The following is an 18850-nucleotide window of genomic DNA, read 5'->3' on the forward strand; positions in this document are numbered from 1 at the left end:
AACTATTTTTACAATATATACATAGAATATTAACGAATCCTGTCAAAATCTTTTAGTTTACTAATCTATAAATAGTGGTTATGATGATAGTTATAATCTTGAAAAGGGGTGAGGGAAGTGAAAAAAATGAAGTTAATGCCATTTTTAATGCTGTCTGTATTTTTAACCTTCCTCATCACCCAGTACCCTGGGGTCCATTTTAATGATATACCAATGGACCAAAGCAAAGCGGTAACTGTTTCGGACTTTTCCGAGAGCTTTCTAATAAAAGATGATCCTAAAAAACATATTTTCATACAGGGTATAATTTCTTTAGCCATCACAATCCTAACCATTATCCTTTTTATATACAGTGCCCTGCACATCATCGCCCGCAGGAAGAAGATATTCTATAATCCCATCTTCTACGAGGCGAATTATGTAATCCACACTCCTTAATTGTCCAACAAAACAATTAAAGGAGGAAACGAATAATGTGGATTCGATTCTTAATGATTGGGTTATTTTCATTAACAGCTTCCAGCCTGTTCTTTTATCAGGGAATGGAAATGTATCATGCTTTCACAGATTTCTTTAGACAAAAATAAGAATTTGGCACCCAGGGACTCCCTGGGTGTTTTTAATGCTTCTATCATGGGGAACCTACCTTTCTGCATTAGTTTTCTTCGTCCCTTTTCACTTCTTCTGGGGCACTGCTCATTCTTATTAGATCCCTTCACTCCGGCTTGCCTCTTCTCAAAGGCACTATTCATCCTTTATCAGTTCCCCTCACTCCCGCTTATCTCTCCCCAAAGGCCCTATTCATCCTTATTAGTTCCCTTCACTCCTCATACCTCTCCTCAAAGACGCTATTCTCCCTCATTAGCTCCCTTCGTTCATTTCATGCTCTTCCCGCAGACACTAATCCTCAATAGCATCTCGTGCCATTTTCACTTCGTAACTCAGCTCCATAAAAAAACACCCGGCCATTTTTACTCCCAGGCCGGGTGTACACTCTTACTGTGCTTTTGCATATTTATCGTCTATTTTCTTTTCAATTTTTTCAAGCTCCCGGCTATCTTTTAAAAGCTCCTCTTTATTTGCCTTAATCATTTCAAGCATTGATAATTTTTTCTTTTTCATTTCTGCTCACCTTCTCTCATGATGTCTGTAATCTCCTGGATGCTGGATCTATTTTTTTTGACAGTGCATGGTGTCTGTCACCTAAAATACAATCGTCTTATTTCCATGCACAATGACTTTGTCTTCCACATGCCAGGCGACCGCCTGAGCGAGGACCTGTCTTTCCACATGCCGTCCTGCAATTTTGAGATCCTGTGCAGTGTGTCGGTGGTTAACCCGCTGGACATCCTGCTCAATGATCGGGCCTTCATCCAAATCATTCGTTACATAATGAGCTGTTGCCCCAATCAGCTTGACTCCGCGGTTAAACGCCCGTGCATAAGGATTGGCTCCCACGAAGGCTGGCAGAAAGCTATGATGGATATTGATAATCCTGTTTGGATATTTGGAAATAAAGCTGGGCGAAAGGATCTGCATATATCTTGCCAGTACAATGAAATCTACTTTTCCATCCAGCAGCTCCACCGTCTTTTGCTCGGCTTCAGCTTTAGTGTCAGGCGTAATCGGAACATGATGATAAGGTATTCCGAAACCCTCCACCACTTCCCTCATGTCGGGATGATTACTGATCACCAAGGGAATATCCACTTCAAGCTCCTTCGATTTCCAGCGCCATAGCAGCTCCAGCAGACAGTGATCCATCTTAGAAACAAATATGGCCATCCGCTTGCGCTCGCCTTTGCCGCTTAGCTTCCACTCCATTGAATATTCACTGGCCATTTCAGGCAGATCCTCTTTCAGTTTTGAAAAGGACTCATCAAAATGGTTCATATCGAATTCAATCCTCATAAAGAAGATGCCTGCCAGCGGATCGGTTGTGTGCTGGTCAAAATGGACAATGTTAGCCTTATGCTCCAGCAGGAAATTGGAGACTGTGGAGATAATGCCAGGCCTCTCAGGACAGGATATCAGCAATGTCGCCCTGTTTGCATTGATATTTGTATTCATATAGATTCCTCCATCTGCTTTTCCCGAAGCTGCCATCCATATAAAAAGGACAGAAAAAGGCGGCTTCTTTATCCCCCTTCCCTGTCCTTTTACCTGAGAGTTTAACCCCTTTGGTGTCGCAGGATTCCTGCGCGCTCTCCAGAGATGCGTCTGACTGCGGTCTGTCTACCTGAGAGATTGGCTTCAAGGGTATTTTTGAAGCTTGCTCCTTCGGTGGCTACTGAATGCTCTCTCCCGCAGCCGTCATTCGCTCAATATTTTTGTTATTTTCAGAATAATACATTATTTGCACTATGTCAATCGAACTGCGTTTCTTTCACAAAATTGCCACAATTAAAGCCAATTATGATTCTTTCAATGCCGATTTATAATTTGGTCTTGAATAAATGGCAGAAAAAACAAAAAAAGCTTGAAGACAAAGTCTCCAAGCCGTTTCTATACAGCCGCTTTCGGTTTCGGCTCCTTTTTCTGCCAGGCAATCGTGATAAACAATGTAACGATCAATAAGGCCAGACCGAGAACAAACGGATAAGTTATCCGGACATCGTAGAGTACACCTGCAATCGTCGGCCCAAGCACGTTTCCAATACTCATATAAGCATTGTTCATACCCATCGCAAATCCCTGCTCATTGCCGGCCATTTTTGAGATTAGCGTGGTTAAAACGGGACGCAGGATGGAAGTAGCAAGGAAAATGATCAGTGAAATAACGAAGAAAAGCGCATAGCTGCCTGCAAACAGTGAGACAAGGAATCCTGACGCTGCAACAGCTAAAAAGATATTCAATACCTTGCCTTCTCCGAATTTATTAACCACCCGATCGACTACAAATAACTGAACAATAACACTAATGACCCCCGTTGAAGTCACCATAATGGCAATTTCCTGTGGAGTAGCAGCAAACTCATTATCAAGGTACAGCCCCAGCACAGATTCATACGCCATTAGCCCAAAGCTCATCACCAATGTAATAACAAGCGGAATAAAATATGGCTTCTTAACAGACATTGCCAGCTTCTTGACCATCGGTTCCTCTTCAGGCATCTCTCCTGGCACCGTCTGCAATGTGCTGCTTTCTTCGAGGAGCACAATTGAAAAAATAACAGCCACTAGAGATACAAGCGCTGAAATCAGAAATGGCATTTTCAAGCCGAAGTCTGCCAAAAATCCGCCAATTCCAGGCCCAACCACAATTCCAAGTGACATCGCAGCTGAGACAAGGCCATTCCCCTTTGCACGCTGCTCCATGGTAGTAATATCAGCAATGTAAGCAAAAATAGCTGGAATCAGCAAGGCTGCCCCTATGCCTCCAATGACACGTGAAAAGTAAAGCAGCCAAATGGAATCTACTGCATAAAAGACAAGCATGGATAGTGTCAAACCAGCTAACCCGTAAATAATCATCTTTCTGCGGCCATACTGGTCAGCCCATTTTCCAGCAATGGGAGAAAAAATCAGCTGGGCACCCGCGAAAATGGCAATCATCAGGCCTGCTGCCGTTCCCCCCTGATTAATGGATTCCAAATAAGCCGGCAAAATCGGAATAATAATCCCAAAGCTTCCAATCGCAATAAACATATTGATCATCAATATGATCATCTTTTTCTTTTGATCCCCAGACATAGCGGATATCCCTCCTTCTATATGTGAAAAATTTACATTATTTTTTTCGGCACGCTAAATAGCTTATAATGAGACAGGCTGCTTTGTCAAAGGAAAAATAAGAGAAGCTCCAGCATGTGCTGAAGCCTCTTGTATTCACCCTTTGAATTTGTCCGGGAATTGCCTCACAACTGCATCTGAAATGGCATCTGCCATCATGATAATATGTGTCACCCCGTCATCAATAGAAACAATTCTGGCATCCCAATCCTTAACAAGGCTCGCTGTTAAATCATCCGTCACTAATTCGAGATGCGTGTACAGCAACTTTTTAACATCTTCATTTTTCAGATTAGGATTGGCATTGCTTATAAAAGCAGCCATATCATCGGCATTGCGATGCCATTCTTTGTTCAGCTGATTCACTTTTGCGCCTTGCCCGCTCTTGGCAGCTTCCACAATATCTCCTGCAATAACTATATGCTCCTTAAGCAGTTCTGTAAGCTTATTTCCTGCAGCATCTCCATAATAGGGCTTTATTGAATTGCCGATATCCTCCTGGTTTTTCAAGAGCCTTGCCAGAACCTGTTTCTGATCCTCCGCCCCGGCTGTTGTAGCACTTGTAATATAATTGCTTGTCCATAATACATGGTCGATCCATAATCTGCGGAATTCATTTTCAAACTTAACCTCTGATTGTGTGATACACGGTTTCTGTGCAGCTGCATTGCCTTGAGCTGCCAGCATATTCAGCGGCATCATCAGCATTATTCCCAGTATCAGTAATTTCTTCATATCCTTTTCTCCTTCCAGATTGAAAAAGTTCCTTCTTATTTTGATTATCTTAAGATTTTTCATTCCATAAAATAAAGCTCGAGGCTAATGCCCCAAGCTTTTTCAATCAAACGTTTGATTTATTTGCATATAAAGCCTATTTACTTTCAGATAAATCATTTTACTTTCAGATAAATCATTTTACTTTCGTTTAAACAGATTTACTTTCGGATAATGATCACACAGCTGCCACCGCAGCAAAAAACTCATTATAAAGCGCCTGTACCGCGCGTTTTTCATCCACTGCCTGTACGCCAAACATCATGCTCACTTCAGATGAGCCCTGATTGATCATTTCCATATTGACTTTCGCTTTAGCGAGGGCTTTGGAGGCGCGGGCCATTGTTCCGATGTTTTGGCGCATCCCCTCACCAACTACCATGATAAGCGACAGGCTGTGCTGGATTTTCACCTCATCCGCGTGAAGTTCACGTTGAATACGGCTCAGAATCTCTTCCTCCATACCATCAGTAAATTGGTTTTCCCGAAGAATAATGGAGATGTCATCAATTCCTGACGGCGTATGCTCATAGCTGAGGCCATACTCTTCCAAAATGGTCAGCAGCTTCCTCCCGAAGCCTACTTCCCTGTTCATTAAGTATTTGCCGACGTATATGCTGCAGAATCCCTGATCACTGGCAATCCCGATCACAGGTCCGTTTGTGTTAGCGCGCTTGTTCACAATCCTGGTGCCAGGAGCAGATGGATTATTCGTATTTTTAATCTGCACAGGAATACCAGCCCTGAATGCCGGCACAAGTGCTTCATCATGCAGGACGGTAAAACCTGCATAGGAGAGCTCCCGCATTTCGCGGTATGTCAATTCTTTGATTTCTTTAGGACTTTCCACAATAAATGGATTTACCGAAAATACAGCATCCACATCTGTAAAGTTTTCATACAAGTCCGCTTTGGCTGCCCCAGCCAAAATGGAACCTGTTACATCCGATCCGCTTCTTGAAAATGTGAACACCTGCCCTTCCCTGCTATATCCAAAGAAACCTGGAAAAATGATAATCCCGTCCTGTTCCCTTAAGGAATATAGATTCTCATATGCCTCAGGAAGAACCTGTGCATTTCCGGGCTCAGGGCTTACAAGCAATCCCGCTTCATTCGGGTTCACATACCTTGCTTCTACTCCCTGCTGCTGAAAATATGCTGCAATAAGCTTAGCGTTATTATCCTCGCCGCTCGCCTTAATCAGATCCATAAAAACTTCAGGATCATCTGTATCGCTGGAGAGCCTTGTAAAAAGATCCTCCCTAATTATATCTTTAATTTTTGGATCAAGCTCCAATTCATCAGCTATTTGGCCATACCGATCCAATACAGCTTCAGCCAAGTCATCAGCTGCCTCCCCCTGATTCCGTTTTTCTGCACATGCGATTAATAAATCAGTAACCTTATTGTCTGCTGAAAATCGCTTACCAGGAGCCGAGACGACTATTATCTTCCGCTCTGGATCTGCATTTACAATATTGAAAACCTTCTCGATTTGCTTTCCGGATGCTAAAGAAGATCCTCCGAACTTCACGACTTTCATTCTGACATCTCCTAATCTCTGAAAATTTAATCTTTATTTTACTCTTATCCGCAAAGAAATCAAGAGAAAATTCTATCTGAAAAACACAGATGTTCACCATAAAAATACACAAAGGTATGTAGATATATTAAATATGATTAATTCGCGTGATTATATCGCTTAATATTATTATTTTAGAAAATTAAAAGAAAACGCTTACAATATATAGTTTATTTTATGCCGTTCTGCAGAATTGCCTAAAGCAAAAAACTATTAATATTATGGTTTTCCCCATTCCAAAACGGGGTATATGTTAAGGATATTTATATAAAGAATTCAATCGTAAAAACACGGGAAGGGAAACAGTCTATGGGAATCCTAGTTGTGGACGATAATCAAGCCAATTTGTTTGTCATTCAGCATATATTAAAACGCGCCGGATATAAAGACCATTTAACGTTTTCTTCTGCAAAGGATATGTTTCAGCATCTTCAGGGATATTCACCTTTCTCAGCTGATATAAAAGCAGACATTATCTTAATGGATATTATGATGCCGGAGATGGATGGAATTGAAGCATGCCGGCGGCTTCAGCAGATTCCGCATTTAAAGGATATTCCGGTGATTTTTGTAACTGCATTGGAAGATTCAAATAAAGTAGCTGAGGCACTAGATGCGGGCGGAACTGATTATGTTATGAAGCCCATAAATAAAACGGAACTGCTTGCCCGGATTCGTGCTGCTTTAAGACTTAAATATGAAAAGGACTGGCATAAGGAGCAGGAAAATAAAATCAAGAATGAATTGGATTTATCCATGCAGGTTCAGACCAGCATGCTGAGTGAGCCGATTTATCATGAACATACACTGTTAAAGGCTTCCTACCTGCCGGCCAACAAACTTGCAGGGGATATGTATTACTGGCACCAAATAGATGAACACCGCTTTGCTGCCATCCAGCTGGATATGATGGGCCACGGAATTTCAGCATCCCTTGTATGCATGTTTATCTCTTCTGTACTAAGGGATGCTATCAGAACATGCAGCGATCCTGAATACGTCATGAAGGAACTAAATCGGTGGATGAACTCCCTTAATCAGCGCAATCAGCGGATTCCATATTATTTTACAGCCATTTATCTCGTCCTTAATAAAAAAGACAAAACCGTCGAGTATGTAAATGCCGGACATCCAACCGGATATGCACTCACAGATAAAAAGGAAATGGTCAGTTTAACCAGCAATATGTGTGCAGTAGGCTTTTTTGAAGATATTACGATCCAAAAAGAAACAATTCCCTATATAGACTCCATCCAGCTGCTCCTGTTTACGGACGGAGTAGAAGAAGCAGTGGAACAGAATAATCTTAACCCTTGTGAATATCTTCAGCGCTTCGCATCCTTCCATTGGAATGCAGCCCGAACAGCAGAACCAATCGATATGATTTTGACTAAAGAGCAGCAGGCAAGCGCCGATGATGATATGTGTGTTGTTCTGGTTCAGGCAAATTAGTTACATAATATTTTTGCAAAAAAACAGAGTGCAGTCCCTCAAATAGGGCCCGCACTCTGTTTTTCTTATGCTTGAGCGGTCTTCCTGAAAATCTTTTCCTGCAGGTTGATTTCTTCAAATACGGGCACTTCCATCCTCAGCGCTTCCTTGCTTCCAAGTCCCAGAAAACCTCCCATGCTAAGGCTTTCATTGAAAAGATTAAAAACATGGCTTTGCAGATCAGTGTTAAAATAAATCATGACATTGCGGCATATAATCACATGAAATTCATTAAAAGAACCATCGGTCACCAGATTATGCTGTGCAAAAACCATTCTATCAAGCAGGGATGAATTCAAATAAGCTGCTTCACAATCGGTAGTGTAGTATTCAGAAAATGATTTTTTTCCGCCTGCCATAATGTAATTCTTTGTGTAGAGCTGCATTTTTTGCAGAGGGATCATTCCGCTCTCAGCCTTTTTCAGCACCTTTTCATTGATGTCTGTGGCATAAATTTTAGTTCGTTCCCCCAGACCTTCCTCCTCCATCAAAATAGACATGGAATAGGCTTCCTCTCCAGTCGAACAGCCTGCATGCCAAATTCTGATCTCAGGCAATTCTCTGAGCATCGGGACAGCCTCATTTCGAAAAGCTTTAAAAAACGAAGGGTCCCGGAACATTTCGGTAACATTAATTGAAAAATCGCTCAGGACCTTTTGCAGATATCCATCTTCATGTATAACCTTCTCTGTGAGGCTTGTTATGCTGGGCAGCCGATCCCTGCTAATGCGATTTTGTATCCTCCTCGCAATAGAAGAGCGCATATATTGCCGGAAATCATACCCGGATAAACCGTAAATGGCCTTTAAAAGTAAATCTATCTCTAATTCTTCCTTTTTCAATTCTATCCATTCCTCAACTTTCGAGAATAAAATTATGGTGACAGTGTCCGTATGTCAGGACTGGTGCCCCCCGGGTTCCTTCTATGAAAGCCACACCCTCATTACGGACAGCAGCTGGTCCAGTTTTAACGGCTTGCTGATATAATCTGTTGCACCAGCTTCCATGCACTTTTCCCTATCGCCTTTCATTGCCTTGGCAGTAAGGGCAATGATTGGAACATCCTGATGCCTGTCCAGCCCGCGAAGCCTCTTCATGGTTTCATAACCATCCATAACCGGCATCATAATATCCATCAGCACAATATCAATCTTTTCTGTACCCATTATTAAATCCAGGCACTGCATCCCGTTTTCTGCTGTAAGGACATTCATGCCTTCTTTATTTAAAGCATTTTTCAGCGCATAAATATTTCTGTGATCATCATCTACGACTATGACTGTTTTATCTTTAAGCTCAGTACCTGTATGCTGATGCTCTGCTTCACTAATTCCTTCAGCAGCTGGGGGTTCTGCTGCCTCAGACACTTCCTCCAGAGGTTCAGCGGTTACAGCTGCTTCTTCTAAAGCAAGCGAACCTGCCTCTATATCAGGCATGCCGTTTGGCAGATTAGGAATGACCAGTGTAAAGCGGCTTCCTTTTCCTTCTTCACTCTCCACTTTGCAAATGCCGCCGAGCAGCTGGGCAAATTCCTTGGAGATGGACAATCCCAGGCCCGTTCCGCCATATCTTCTCATCGTGGCTCCATCAGCCTGCTGGAAGGCTTCAAAAATCAGCTGCTGCTTTTCCGCTGGAATGCCAATACCTGTATCCAGCACTGTTACTTTAAGCCAGTCATCTGTATAGGTGGATAGCGGCAAACCAAAGAAATCGCTCTGTGCGGCTTTTTCAAAAGTGACTGCTACTGAACCTTCTTCCGTAAATTTAAATGCATTTGACAGGAGATTTTTCACAATTTGCTGGAGCCGCTGCTCATCGGTATTGAATACAGGCGGCACTTCTTCTGAAGAGCTTACAGTAAACTCAAGGTGTTTATGCTTTGCCACTTGTGTAAAATGCTGCTTCATACGCTGCGACATTTCACCCATATTGACTTCCTCAAAGCTTATCTCCAGTTTTCCTACTTCTACTTTTGAAAGGTCCAGAATATCATTGATCAGGGTAAGCAAATCCTGTCCGGATGTATGAATAACCTTGGAAAACTCCTTCTGTTCCTCAGTGAGGATTTGATCCGGATCTTCTGCCAGCATCTCTGATAAAAGCAATATGCTGTTAAGCGGCGTGCGCAGCTCATGCGACATATTTGCCAGGAATTCTGACTTGTATTTTGAGCTTAAACTCAGCTGCTTTGCTTTTTCCTCCAGCTCTTCCTTGGCAGCCTGAAGTTCTTCGGATTTCATTTCCGCATCTCTGGAGCGCTCTTCAAGCTGTTCATTAATCATGCGCAGCTCTTCGGATTGACTCTGCATTTCTTCAGATTGGGCCTGCAGTTCCTCCGACTGGGACTGCAGCTCTTCAGCCTGTGCCTGAAGTTCCTCTGTCTGTGCCTGAGATTCTGCCAATAAGCGTTCGATCTCCATTCTTCCTGAAATATTGGTAATGGCTATTCCTAATGTATCAATTACTTTTTCCAGGAGCTTGATCTGTGCATCAGTGAATTGCCTCAAACTTGCCAATTCCACAACTGCAACGACCTCATCTTTGAGCATGACAGGTGCCATCATGATGCTTTTCGGCCTGACATCTCCCAAACCGGTTGATAGGACCTTGTAATCCTCCGGAACATCTTGAAGTAATATTGTTTTCTTATCCCTGACTGTTTGCCCTGCTATTCCTTCTCCGGCAAAGAAAAAGTCTCTTCCTGCATCTTCCGCTCCATCGGCATAAGCAGCTTGTTTTTTAAATACAGGTTTGCTTCCGCTGTCATCCTTCACATAAATTACTCCGAGATTGGCTCCGGCAGCAGGTGCCATCCTAGAAATAAAATCATCTGCCAAATTCCCTATGGCCACATGCTGGCTATAGATGCTTACTAATGCAGCAGACTGGCTTTGAATCCAGTTCTGCTCACTGATTTCAGCCGAATAGCGCTGTTCTTTTTCGTAATAATTCTCCAGTGAATCAGCCATAGAGTTGAAGGCTATCGCGATTTCACCGATCTCATCTTTTGTTTCGATATTCAGCCTTGAAATGGAAGAAAGGTCTTGATAATCAATATCCTTAATTCCCTTTGTAATTAAGCTGATGCTTCTGCCTGTACTTCTAATCACCCAAACCGTCACTCCGACGATTAAAATAATAGCTATTGCAACCGCAGCAACCAAAGTCGATACTAACTGATTATACGTTTCATTTGCACTTTCCAGGGAATCAGCCATGATGGATTCCTGATATTCTTTAAATTCAGCCAGCTTAACCAGAAGAGAGTTTCGGTTTTCCCTTTCTTCCCTGTACAGATCTTCCAGGGAATCCAGATCTCCGCCTCCCATTAATCCAATGAAGCTCTTTTGCATTTGGGCATATGATTCATATGCCTGTTCTACTTCCTTTAATAGCAGGCTCGATTTCTGTCTATTTAATTCATTTTCCAATTTCAAAATCCGGGTTTGTATCCCTTCATGGTTTGCCTCAATCAATTCAGCCGTCATGGCTGGATCTGCCGATTCTATGTCGGTGAGCACACTCAGCAGCTGCTGATCTGTCTGGTAAAAAAGCTGTCTGATCTCTGTAGCCTGGTTTACCTTATAATAGCGATCCTCCACAACTTCCAGCATGTTCGCCTTCATTCCATTCACCATAGACAGAATGACAAACATTAGAATAAACATAAAAAATACGGTTAGGCCCAAACCCATTATTTGCTTTCCCTTAAAACTCACCTGTTCTCTCCTTCTTTCCCCCAATTTTTCTTTATCTTTGTTTCCGATTTCAAGTTCATGTTCACGTTTATGAGTTTAAGATTTTAATAGACTAGCTTCTTTACCCTTATTCGTTATAAATCAAACCTGTTTTTTCTATTTTTTTCATAAAAAAAAGGAAGGAAAACTCCCCCCTAATTTTCAACGATATTCCTTAACTTTTCCCCCTGCTGAAGTCATCCATTCAAACTGGCGCAGCTTCAGGTCAAATAGTGTCAGGGGATCCTGGTAAATCTCAGGATTTTTGCGCATATCGCTTAAAGCTTCTTTATTATCTGCAATGTCGGTATAGGTCTCTTCAACCGTATGATTCAATACATCAAACGGATTTCTGAAAAACATTTTAATATCCCGTTCAAGCGATTTCTCGAAAAGCTCGAATTGCTGCATGAATTTATTGGTGATGGATTCTGCGATCTCACTATAGTCTTCATGTTCAATGAACTGTTTATATTTATTATGGAGCATGGCTTTATTCTGCTGGATCGCACCAAGCAGCTTGCCTGCACTCTTCAGCAGGAACTGCGATGGCGAAAAGCGGTTTAGAATGTTCGCCTTTTCCAGCTGAACACTTCCCCGTGTCATTCGATCCGCGTCGCGGCGCCAGTCATCCAGAACCCTAAAGTCACAGCCAAGCGAGATTTTCTCCTCGCCATATAGCTCATTGAAGCTTTCGCTCATTTCATCCAGATATGCCTGGCTGCTTCTGAACTCTCCTTCACTTTCAGCAATCCACTCCTGAATGGAAACATGGAAATCCGGCAAAACCGTCTCTTCAATATATTCATGTACCCGATTATTCATTTCGTCATTGAGTTCTGTGTGGATTTTTCCAAAATCACTGTCCTCTGTCACCATTTCAGAACAATTCCGAAGCAGTTCCGGAATCTTTTTCTCAAGATCCTGTCTCATTTTATCTTTAATTTGGCTGTAGGACTTTTTAATTGTCCGGACCTTTTCTTCTTCCATATCACTCAGCTGATTGTTGGCACCCTTAAGTTTTGTTACCATTTCTTCGTTCCATTTAATAGTATCAATCAAGCTGTTTTCCATCTCTACGCGTTTTTCAAGAAGGAATTTGATCGATTTTTTAACATAGTAAAGAACCTTTGCTGTACGCTCTTCTTTCCGGTCCCCTCGATCCACCATCGACTTGATAAAGACTGCTAAATCTTTCAGCTGGCTTTCGCTTTCATAATACGCGGAGAAAGCAAACACCTTTGCTTTTGGAAAGTAGGTATGCACACGGGACTGAGTTTCATCAAGAAGATCCATGGCATCCTGGCTGTCTGGAATCCGGTCCATTTTACTGAGAAGGAAATGAATAGGCAATTCCGGAGCCTGCTCTCTCATTCTCACAGCAAGATCCAGCTCTTTATCTGTCAGAGGCGAATCCGCATTCAGGACAAACAGCATGCTGTCTGCGAAATGCAGATATTGGAACACACCATTTCTGAACTTGCTTTGCCCCGCAAGACCAGGCGTATCAATGACAGCAAGTCTATTATTCTGTAAAAAGCCGAATGGCATTTTGCATCGTATAAGCGTCTGCTGGCTTTTTTCTGCGCTTTGCCTAAAGTCCTCCAGATCAGAAATACTCCGCACTTCCTCGTCCGTAACGGCATGAATTTCCGCTTCATCACTATCCTTGAACAGCACTGAAGCAGAAGTGGAATCTCCCATCAGCTCTTCACCGAGAAGAGTGTTGACAAACGAGGATTTCCCATTTGAAGCCGCACCGGCAATCAGCAAATGCCCGGCATCCAAATCAAGGAGCTCACGGACCATCCATTCAAAGCGTTCCCCCATTAGCACGCCCTTTTCCTTCGCCCATTTCATGACATTTTCAAATAGCTTGAAGCTTTCCTCCAAGCTATCCTGAAAGCGAACAGAGCGATTCACAAGGCCCTCTGCCTCGCTGACAGCTGATGAATCAATGTTGGACGGGAAAATTTCGCTCCACGCCAGCACTGCCGAAGCCGAAACAAGGGAATGCGAAGGTGCAGCTATTTTCACCCAGTTAGTTATATGATTCGGTATCAGGTGTGATAAGTCCCGGATTAGATGCTTACCGCTGATTAATTCAAAATAAGTATCCTTGTAAAGCTCGGAAAGCAGGCTCCATGTATGTGAGCGCCCTGGCTCCATATTCAGGAGAAGATGGTTAAATTCTTTCAGCCATGAGAAATACAGATCTGATTTCTTGTAGCTATTCCATAGAGCCGCTGATAAACTTTCAAAATGAGCCTCGTCCACACGGTATAATACCGCAAGCGCCTCACTGAAATAGTTCGGCTCCGTTTTAACTGTCCGCCCCTGCTCCACATACGAGTGAAGAACTTCAAACCAGGATATGGATTCCGTCCTGATTGCTTCATTGACAGCCAGCTCCACTGCATTTCCCCAATCGCTGTGTTCTTCAAAGAATCCGCGTGCCAGATCGGTCACATCCGGATAATCCGGATTTAATCGAACCGCATCTTTAATGGCTTCTACAGCAAGTTCAAGCTTGCCTCGCTGTATGTAAAGTGAAAACAGCTGAAGGAGCACTTCGGTTTTCAACACCTCTGAATCTGTTTCAATCGATTTGTAAAAGTCCTCCGCATTTGAAAGCAAATCCAATTCAAAATAGGCATCAGCCATATTTTTCTGTGCCCATGGCCCCAATTCATTCGGGATGCTCTCCCATTTAAAAATGGCCGCTTCATAATCCTTGTTAAGGAAATACACCTCACCCTGGGCGAAACGGATATTGGTTAAATCGGGCACTTCGTTCTGCTGCTCAGCCACATACAGTTCACCCAAAACCCTGATCGGATGCACATTTTCATTAGATCCCATGAAGGTCTCGTAAAAGGTTTTGCTGATTAGCTGCTTCTCTAAAGTCATCTTGATCCCCCGCAGTGCTATTATTAAAAGTGTGCCTAGAGGCACCGGCTTTTAAAAGAGTTTATTGAACAGCCTGCTGATTTCCTAATATCATAGGGCTTTATCAGCATGCTTTTATAAAAAACGCATAATGCGCCAATTTTCATCCTTTATCCTTATATTGTAGCAAAAATTTTTCTGCAAAAAATTTCATTTCTCTATCATTTTTGAAACATTGCTGTATTCCTGTGTAATATTCTTAATGATTGGAACCATCTTTACTTTATTAATACCACCCCAAATCAAAATAAAAACTGGCAGACAGAAATATATATTCCTGTCTGCCAGTTTTCATTCTTCATTAAGAGGCTTGCTGCGGGCGGGCGGCTGAGCGCCGTCTGCCATAAAGGACTGTAACAGCCATGCCAAGAATCAGGAACACACTTGATATTTGGAACAGTGCTGCCGTTTCCACAAACTGTGCAAGCACCCCAAACACAAGGCCGCTTAGTCCAATGCCAAGGTCGATGGATGAGAAGAACATTCCATTTGACACACCCCGGCGGTTGGGTGGTGTCATCGACAGCGTCCATGACTGCAGAGTAGGAATCAACGATCCAAAGCCAATCCCGAACAAAATTCCGCTTATGATAATAAACAAATTCGAATGAGCGAAAGAAAGTACCCACATACCAATAAAGGTCAAGAACGTGCAAAGCAGTACAAGTCCCTTTGGCCCACGCTGGTCAAACCACTTTCCGGCAATTGGCCTCGAAAGCGATGCCATGATCGCATTGAACAGGTAGAAAAGGAAAATCTGATCAATGCCGCGCTCTTCTCCAAAAATTACGATGAACGTTACGATGGAACCATACCCAAATGTCACAATAATCGTAATAAAGGCAGGAAACCAGCTGGATTTTTCGATTAATGAGCCTAAGTAAGAAAATTTCAGATCCTCTTTCCTTGTTTCCAGAACAGCTGCAGGCGTTTCGTAGCGAACAATGGATAGGAGGCCGATGGCAATTACACCAAGTACACTCGAGATATAAATAAGGTTGGTAAAAGAAGTAATCTGATATAGATAGATTCCAAGACTCGGAGCGATGATCATCCCTATCGTAACGCTGAGGCCATAGTAACCCATTCCCTCTCCAAGACGGGAATTAGGCACTACATCTACAGCAGCCGTCCCATTCACAGTTGTTGACCATCCCCAAGCGAGCCCGTGGATGAATCGGAACAGCAGAAAAATCATCACCACGCTTGACAGCGGATATATAACCGTTATGGCCAGAAGCGCCGCTGCCCCAATCAGCACCAGCTGCTTCCTTGCTCTATATTCAAGCATGAATCCGATGAAAGGTCTGCTCAAAACGGCTCCAATCGAAAACAGTGCCGTAACAAGCCCAATTTCAAGACCAGTTGCTCCTATGGACTTTATATATGGAGGCAGTGTCGGAATCAGCATCTGAAACGACATAAAGACAAATAAATTTCCGACCATCAGCATAATGAAAGACTTTGTCCACAAAGTCTCTTTAACAGCCTTTATCAACTGCATCCCCCGCTTTCTTTTTATCTCCAGAATAAATCAGTTAATTATTTCGCATCACTAAATACTACCATAACTGATTGAAAAAAGGAACGGGAATTTAGCATCACATCAAGGTGCAGAACTTTATTGAAACAATGAAAACCTTCTATATGCAGTACATAAAAAAGGGAGCCAGATTAAGCTCCCCCGTCACCCCTGCAGACTGCTTGTTTCCAGTACCCGCTGCAAAAAATGCAGTGTTCTTTCGATAATGATGTCCTGATCGTTATCCAGTGTTGCCACATGATAGCTGTTGTCCAGGGTGACCAATTCCTTTGCAGCTGATTTAATGCTGCTGTATATTTCCTGCGAATTGGAAGGCGGAACTACATGATCTTCTTTTGAGACAAAAATCAGCGCAGGACAAGTCACTTTTCCTAAATCGGCTTTGACCTTCTTCATCAATTCTGTTATTTCACCAAGCGATTTAACCGGTGTCCTTTCATAGGCAAGCTCTTTTATATCAGGGTTTTTAATGTCTGAACCAATTGCATCAAGGAAGCGGACATCCAGGCTGGCTGCTTCAGCCATATCAGAAATCTCAATAGCTGCATTAATCGGGATAATCCCCTTAATCTCCGGATATTTCTCGGCCATATACAATGTCAGGGTACCGCCCATCGACAGACCTGTAACAAATATCGTACTGCAGCGCTCTTTCAGCCACTGATAGCCTTCTTCAACAGAATGAATCCAATCCTGATAGGTCGTTGTTTCCATTTCTTCATAATGAGTGCCGTGTCCCCGCAGCCTTGGGCCGCAGACCGTATACCCTGCATTTGCATAAGCTTCCCCTAGCGGACGCATGCTTTGTGTTGAGCCCGTAAAGCCATGCGATACCAAAATCCCAATCTCATTTCCTTCATAATAAAAAGGTTCTGCGCCTTCTAAAATAGGATACTTCTCAGGCATGTTCCTTCCTCCATTCAATAGGTTATTTCCTATTAAGAGATATTCTTTTACTATTCCTCTATCCCTCCTTATTTGAAAGCATTTAACATTTTTGTAAAACTTCGCATCCAGTCTTCAGAAAAACTTTTTTTCCAGCATCGACTTGTTTATAATAGATAGAATGAATATAGAAATTAGCAGCATTGCCCTATAAACAAAAAAGCAGGCATTAGGAGCGCAGCTAAGGGAAGTTTCGCTTTATTTTCCTTCCCGATATTATTAAAATAAGTACTAACTACATAAACAGAAAGGCTGATACCGGTTTGGAAAACAATTCAAATTTTATACGAACGATTATTAAAGAGGATCTGGAATCAGGAAAGCGCAAAGAGGTCATTACTCGTTTCCCGCCTGAGCCGAACGGTTATCTTCATATCGGACATGCCAAATCGATAGTCATCAACTTCGGCCTGGCAGATGATTTTAATGGCAAGACAAACCTCCGTTTTGATGATACGAATCCGCTAAAGGAAGATCAGGAATTTGTGGATGCCATTAAAGAGGATGTTAAATGGCTTGGCTACGAATGGGAGGAGCTTCATTTTGCATCGAATTACTTCGAGGAAATGTACAACCGTGCAGTTCTTTTAATCAAGAAAGGAAAAGCATATGTGGATGACTTAAGCCAGGAAGAGATCCGTCAATACCGCGGAACGCTGACAGAGCCTGGGAAAGAAAGCCCATACCGAAGCCGTTCAGCTGAAGAGAATCTTGATTTATTTGAACGCATGCGTAAAGGTGAATTTGAAAACGGAGCAAAGGTTCTCAGAGCAAAGATCGACATGTCATCACCGAACCTGAACTTGCGCGATCCGGTTATCTATCGTGTTTCACATGCAACTCACCACAATACGGGGGATACGTGGTGCATCTATCCGATGTATGCATTTGCCCACCCGCTTGAGGATGCAATCGAAGGAGTTACCCATTCCTTATGTACAACCGAGTTTGAAGATCAGCGCCCGCTATATAACTGGGTTGTCGCAGAGTGTGAAATGGAAAGCACGCCGCAGCAAATTGAGTTTGGCCGCCTGAATATTTCTAATACAGTTATGAGCAAAAGAAAATTGAAGCAGCTTGTGGAAGAAAATTATGTAGATGGCTGGGATGACCCGCGCATGCCGACGATTTCCGGTCTAAGACGCAAGGGCTATACTCCGGAAGCAATCCGAGAGTTCGTAAAAGAAACGGGTGTTTCAAAAGGGTCCGGTGTAGTGGATGAGGCCATGCTTGAGCATTATGTCCGCGAAGACCTGAAATTGAAAGCCCCTCGCACAATGGGTGTGCTTCGCCCATTAAAGGTTGTGATCACAAACTACCCGGAAGATCAAACTGAAATGCTTGATGCGGAAATCAATCCGGAAAATCCTGAGATGGGCATGCGCCAAATTCCTTTCTCGAGGGAGATTTATGTTGAGCAGGACGATTTCATGGAAGATCCGCCGAAAAAATATTTCCGCCTCTTCCCTGGCAATGAAGTACGCTTAAAGCATGCATACTTCATCAAGTGCAACGATGTCATCAAGGATGAGGATGGCAATGTTGTTGAGCTGCAGTGCACATATGACCCTGAAACGAAGAGCGGAACAGGTTTTACCGGCCGAAAAGTAAAGGGTACGCTTCACTGGGTGGATGCAAAGAGTGCCATTCCGGCTGAATTCCGTTTATACGAGCCATTGATTCTTGACGAAGATGCCGATCAGAATGCTGAGGCAGACACAGATGATGCTGCTGAAAACGATGCGGAAGGGAAAACGTTCCTTGACTATGTGAACCCGAACTCACTTGAAATTGTTCATGGTTTCATTGAACCTAACATGAAGGATGTAAAAGCCCAGGATAAATTCCAATTCTTCCGTCATGGCTATTTCAATGTCGACCCGAAACACACATCAGCAGAAAAACCTGTTTTTAACAGGATTGTATCGCTGAAGAGTTCATTTAAGTTAAAATAATTTCTAAGCTTGAGGAAGGTTTCCTCAATCTTTTTTTGTAAACAATGCTCTTATACACAGCTACATTCCGGCTTGAAAAGGTGGTAAGGTTTAAAATGTAAGAATTTACATAAGTAGTAATAGCAAAATTGAAAATCAGCAT

13 protein-coding genes and 1 riboswitch are annotated in these 18850 nt (G+C 42.8%); of the genes, 3 read left to right on the plus strand and 10 right to left on the minus strand.

The window, feature by feature from the left end:
- The first annotated feature begins 126 nt into the window (after positions 1 to 126).
- Positions 127 to 438, plus strand: coding sequence for a hypothetical protein (locus tag ACEQ1T_RS14680; RefSeq protein WP_370223511.1), 312 nt, complete (start codon positions 127 to 129; stop codon positions 436 to 438).
- Between the two features lie 558 nt (positions 439 to 996).
- Here ACEQ1T_RS14680 and ACEQ1T_RS14685 read toward each other — a convergent pair.
- From ACEQ1T_RS14685 to ACEQ1T_RS14705, 5 genes are all read right to left on the minus strand, one after another.
- Positions 997 to 1122: an FbpB family small basic protein gene (locus ACEQ1T_RS14685; RefSeq protein WP_019380090.1), complete on the minus strand. Its 126-nt coding sequence runs from the start codon at positions 1120 to 1122 to the stop codon at positions 997 to 999.
- 81 nt (positions 1123 to 1203) lie between these two features.
- Positions 1204 to 2070 (minus strand): formyltetrahydrofolate deformylase, encoded by an 867-nt coding sequence (gene purU / locus ACEQ1T_RS14690; RefSeq protein ID WP_206845332.1) that lies wholly within the window; start codon positions 2068 to 2070, stop codon positions 1204 to 1206.
- Positions 2071 to 2217: 147 nt separating this feature from the next.
- A riboswitch (glycine riboswitch) is annotated at positions 2218 to 2317 on the minus strand.
- A gap of 188 nt (positions 2318 to 2505) precedes the next feature.
- Entirely contained in the window at positions 2506 to 3693 is a 1188-nt protein-coding gene (locus ACEQ1T_RS14695; protein ID WP_221880504.1) for an MFS transporter, read from the minus strand.
- Between the two features lie 135 nt (positions 3694 to 3828).
- The gene (locus ACEQ1T_RS14700; RefSeq protein ID WP_370223505.1) at positions 3829 to 4467 is read right to left on the minus strand and encodes a glycosyltransferase; all 639 of its coding nucleotides are present in this window, start codon (positions 4465 to 4467) and stop codon (positions 3829 to 3831) included.
- Positions 4468 to 4684: 217 nt separating this feature from the next.
- Positions 4685 to 6049 (minus strand): aspartate kinase, encoded by a 1365-nt coding sequence (locus ACEQ1T_RS14705; RefSeq protein ID WP_370223506.1) that lies wholly within the window; start codon positions 6047 to 6049, stop codon positions 4685 to 4687.
- 348 nt (positions 6050 to 6397) lie between these two features.
- Here ACEQ1T_RS14705 and ACEQ1T_RS14710 point away from each other — a divergent pair, with 348 nt between their 5' ends.
- A complete protein-coding gene (locus ACEQ1T_RS14710) occupies positions 6398 to 7540 on the plus strand; it encodes a SpoIIE family protein phosphatase (RefSeq protein WP_206845343.1) in 1143 nt (380 codons plus the stop codon).
- A gap of 65 nt (positions 7541 to 7605) precedes the next feature.
- Here the strand turns inward: ACEQ1T_RS14710 and ACEQ1T_RS14715 are convergent, their stop codons facing one another.
- The 5 genes from ACEQ1T_RS14715 to ACEQ1T_RS14735 all read right to left on the minus strand — a co-directional run bounded on the left by ACEQ1T_RS14715 (position 7606) and on the right by ACEQ1T_RS14735 (position 16714).
- Positions 7606 to 8421 carry a protein-glutamate O-methyltransferase CheR gene (locus ACEQ1T_RS14715; protein ID WP_370223507.1) on the minus strand — a complete coding sequence of 272 codons (816 nt, stop codon included), beginning with the start codon at positions 8419 to 8421 and terminating at the stop codon, positions 7606 to 7608.
- Between the two features lie 81 nt (positions 8422 to 8502).
- Positions 8503 to 11298: a response regulator gene (locus ACEQ1T_RS14720; RefSeq protein WP_370223509.1), complete on the minus strand. Its 2796-nt coding sequence runs from the start codon at positions 11296 to 11298 to the stop codon at positions 8503 to 8505.
- A gap of 180 nt (positions 11299 to 11478) precedes the next feature.
- Positions 11479 to 14226, minus strand: a complete 2748-nt coding sequence (locus ACEQ1T_RS14725; RefSeq protein ID WP_206845346.1) for a dynamin family protein — start codon at positions 14224 to 14226, stop codon at positions 11479 to 11481.
- Between the two features lie 340 nt (positions 14227 to 14566).
- A complete protein-coding gene (locus tag ACEQ1T_RS14730; protein ID WP_370223510.1) occupies positions 14567 to 15769 on the minus strand; it encodes an MFS transporter in 1203 nt (400 codons plus the stop codon).
- A gap of 183 nt (positions 15770 to 15952) precedes the next feature.
- Positions 15953 to 16714 (minus strand): carboxylesterase, encoded by a 762-nt coding sequence (locus tag ACEQ1T_RS14735; protein WP_206845348.1) that lies wholly within the window; start codon positions 16712 to 16714, stop codon positions 15953 to 15955.
- 302 nt (positions 16715 to 17016) lie between these two features.
- Here ACEQ1T_RS14735 and ACEQ1T_RS14740 point away from each other — a divergent pair, with 302 nt between their 5' ends.
- Positions 17017 to 18708, plus strand: a complete 1692-nt coding sequence (locus tag ACEQ1T_RS14740; RefSeq protein WP_206845349.1) for a glutamine--tRNA ligase/YqeY domain fusion protein — start codon at positions 17017 to 17019, stop codon at positions 18706 to 18708.
- The last annotated feature ends 142 nt before the right edge of the window (positions 18709 to 18850 follow it).

It is taken from the genome of Cytobacillus sp., assembly GCF_964223445.1.
In the GTDB taxonomy this organism is placed as follows: Bacteria; Bacillota; Bacilli; order Bacillales; family Cytobacillaceae; genus Cytobacillus.

Coding starts and splice junctions, on each gene's coding strand:
- ACEQ1T_RS14680 (WP_370223511.1), top strand. CDS start 127: ATGAAGTTAATGCCATTTTTAATGCTGTCTGTATTTTTAACCTTCCTC.
- ACEQ1T_RS14685 (WP_019380090.1), bottom strand. CDS start 1,122: ATGAAAAAGAAAAAATTATCAATGCTTGAAATGATTAAGGCAAATAAA.
- purU (WP_206845332.1), bottom strand. CDS start 2,070: ATGAATACAAATATCAATGCAAACAGGGCGACATTGCTGATATCCTGT.
- ACEQ1T_RS14695 (WP_221880504.1), bottom strand. CDS start 3,693: ATGTCTGGGGATCAAAAGAAAAAGATGATCATATTGATGATCAATATG.
- ACEQ1T_RS14700 (WP_370223505.1), bottom strand. CDS start 4,467: ATGAAGAAATTACTGATACTGGGAATAATGCTGATGATGCCGCTGAAT.
- ACEQ1T_RS14705 (WP_370223506.1), bottom strand. CDS start 6,049: ATGAAAGTCGTGAAGTTCGGAGGATCTTCTTTAGCATCCGGAAAGCAA.
- ACEQ1T_RS14710 (WP_206845343.1), top strand. CDS start 6,398: ATGGGAATCCTAGTTGTGGACGATAATCAAGCCAATTTGTTTGTCATT.
- ACEQ1T_RS14725 (WP_206845346.1), bottom strand. CDS start 14,226: ATGACTTTAGAGAAGCAGCTAATCAGCAAAACCTTTTACGAGACCTTC.
- ACEQ1T_RS14730 (WP_370223510.1), bottom strand. CDS start 15,769: ATGCAGTTGATAAAGGCTGTTAAAGAGACTTTGTGGACAAAGTCTTTC.
- ACEQ1T_RS14735 (WP_206845348.1), bottom strand. CDS start 16,714: ATGCCTGAGAAGTATCCTATTTTAGAAGGCGCAGAACCTTTTTATTAT.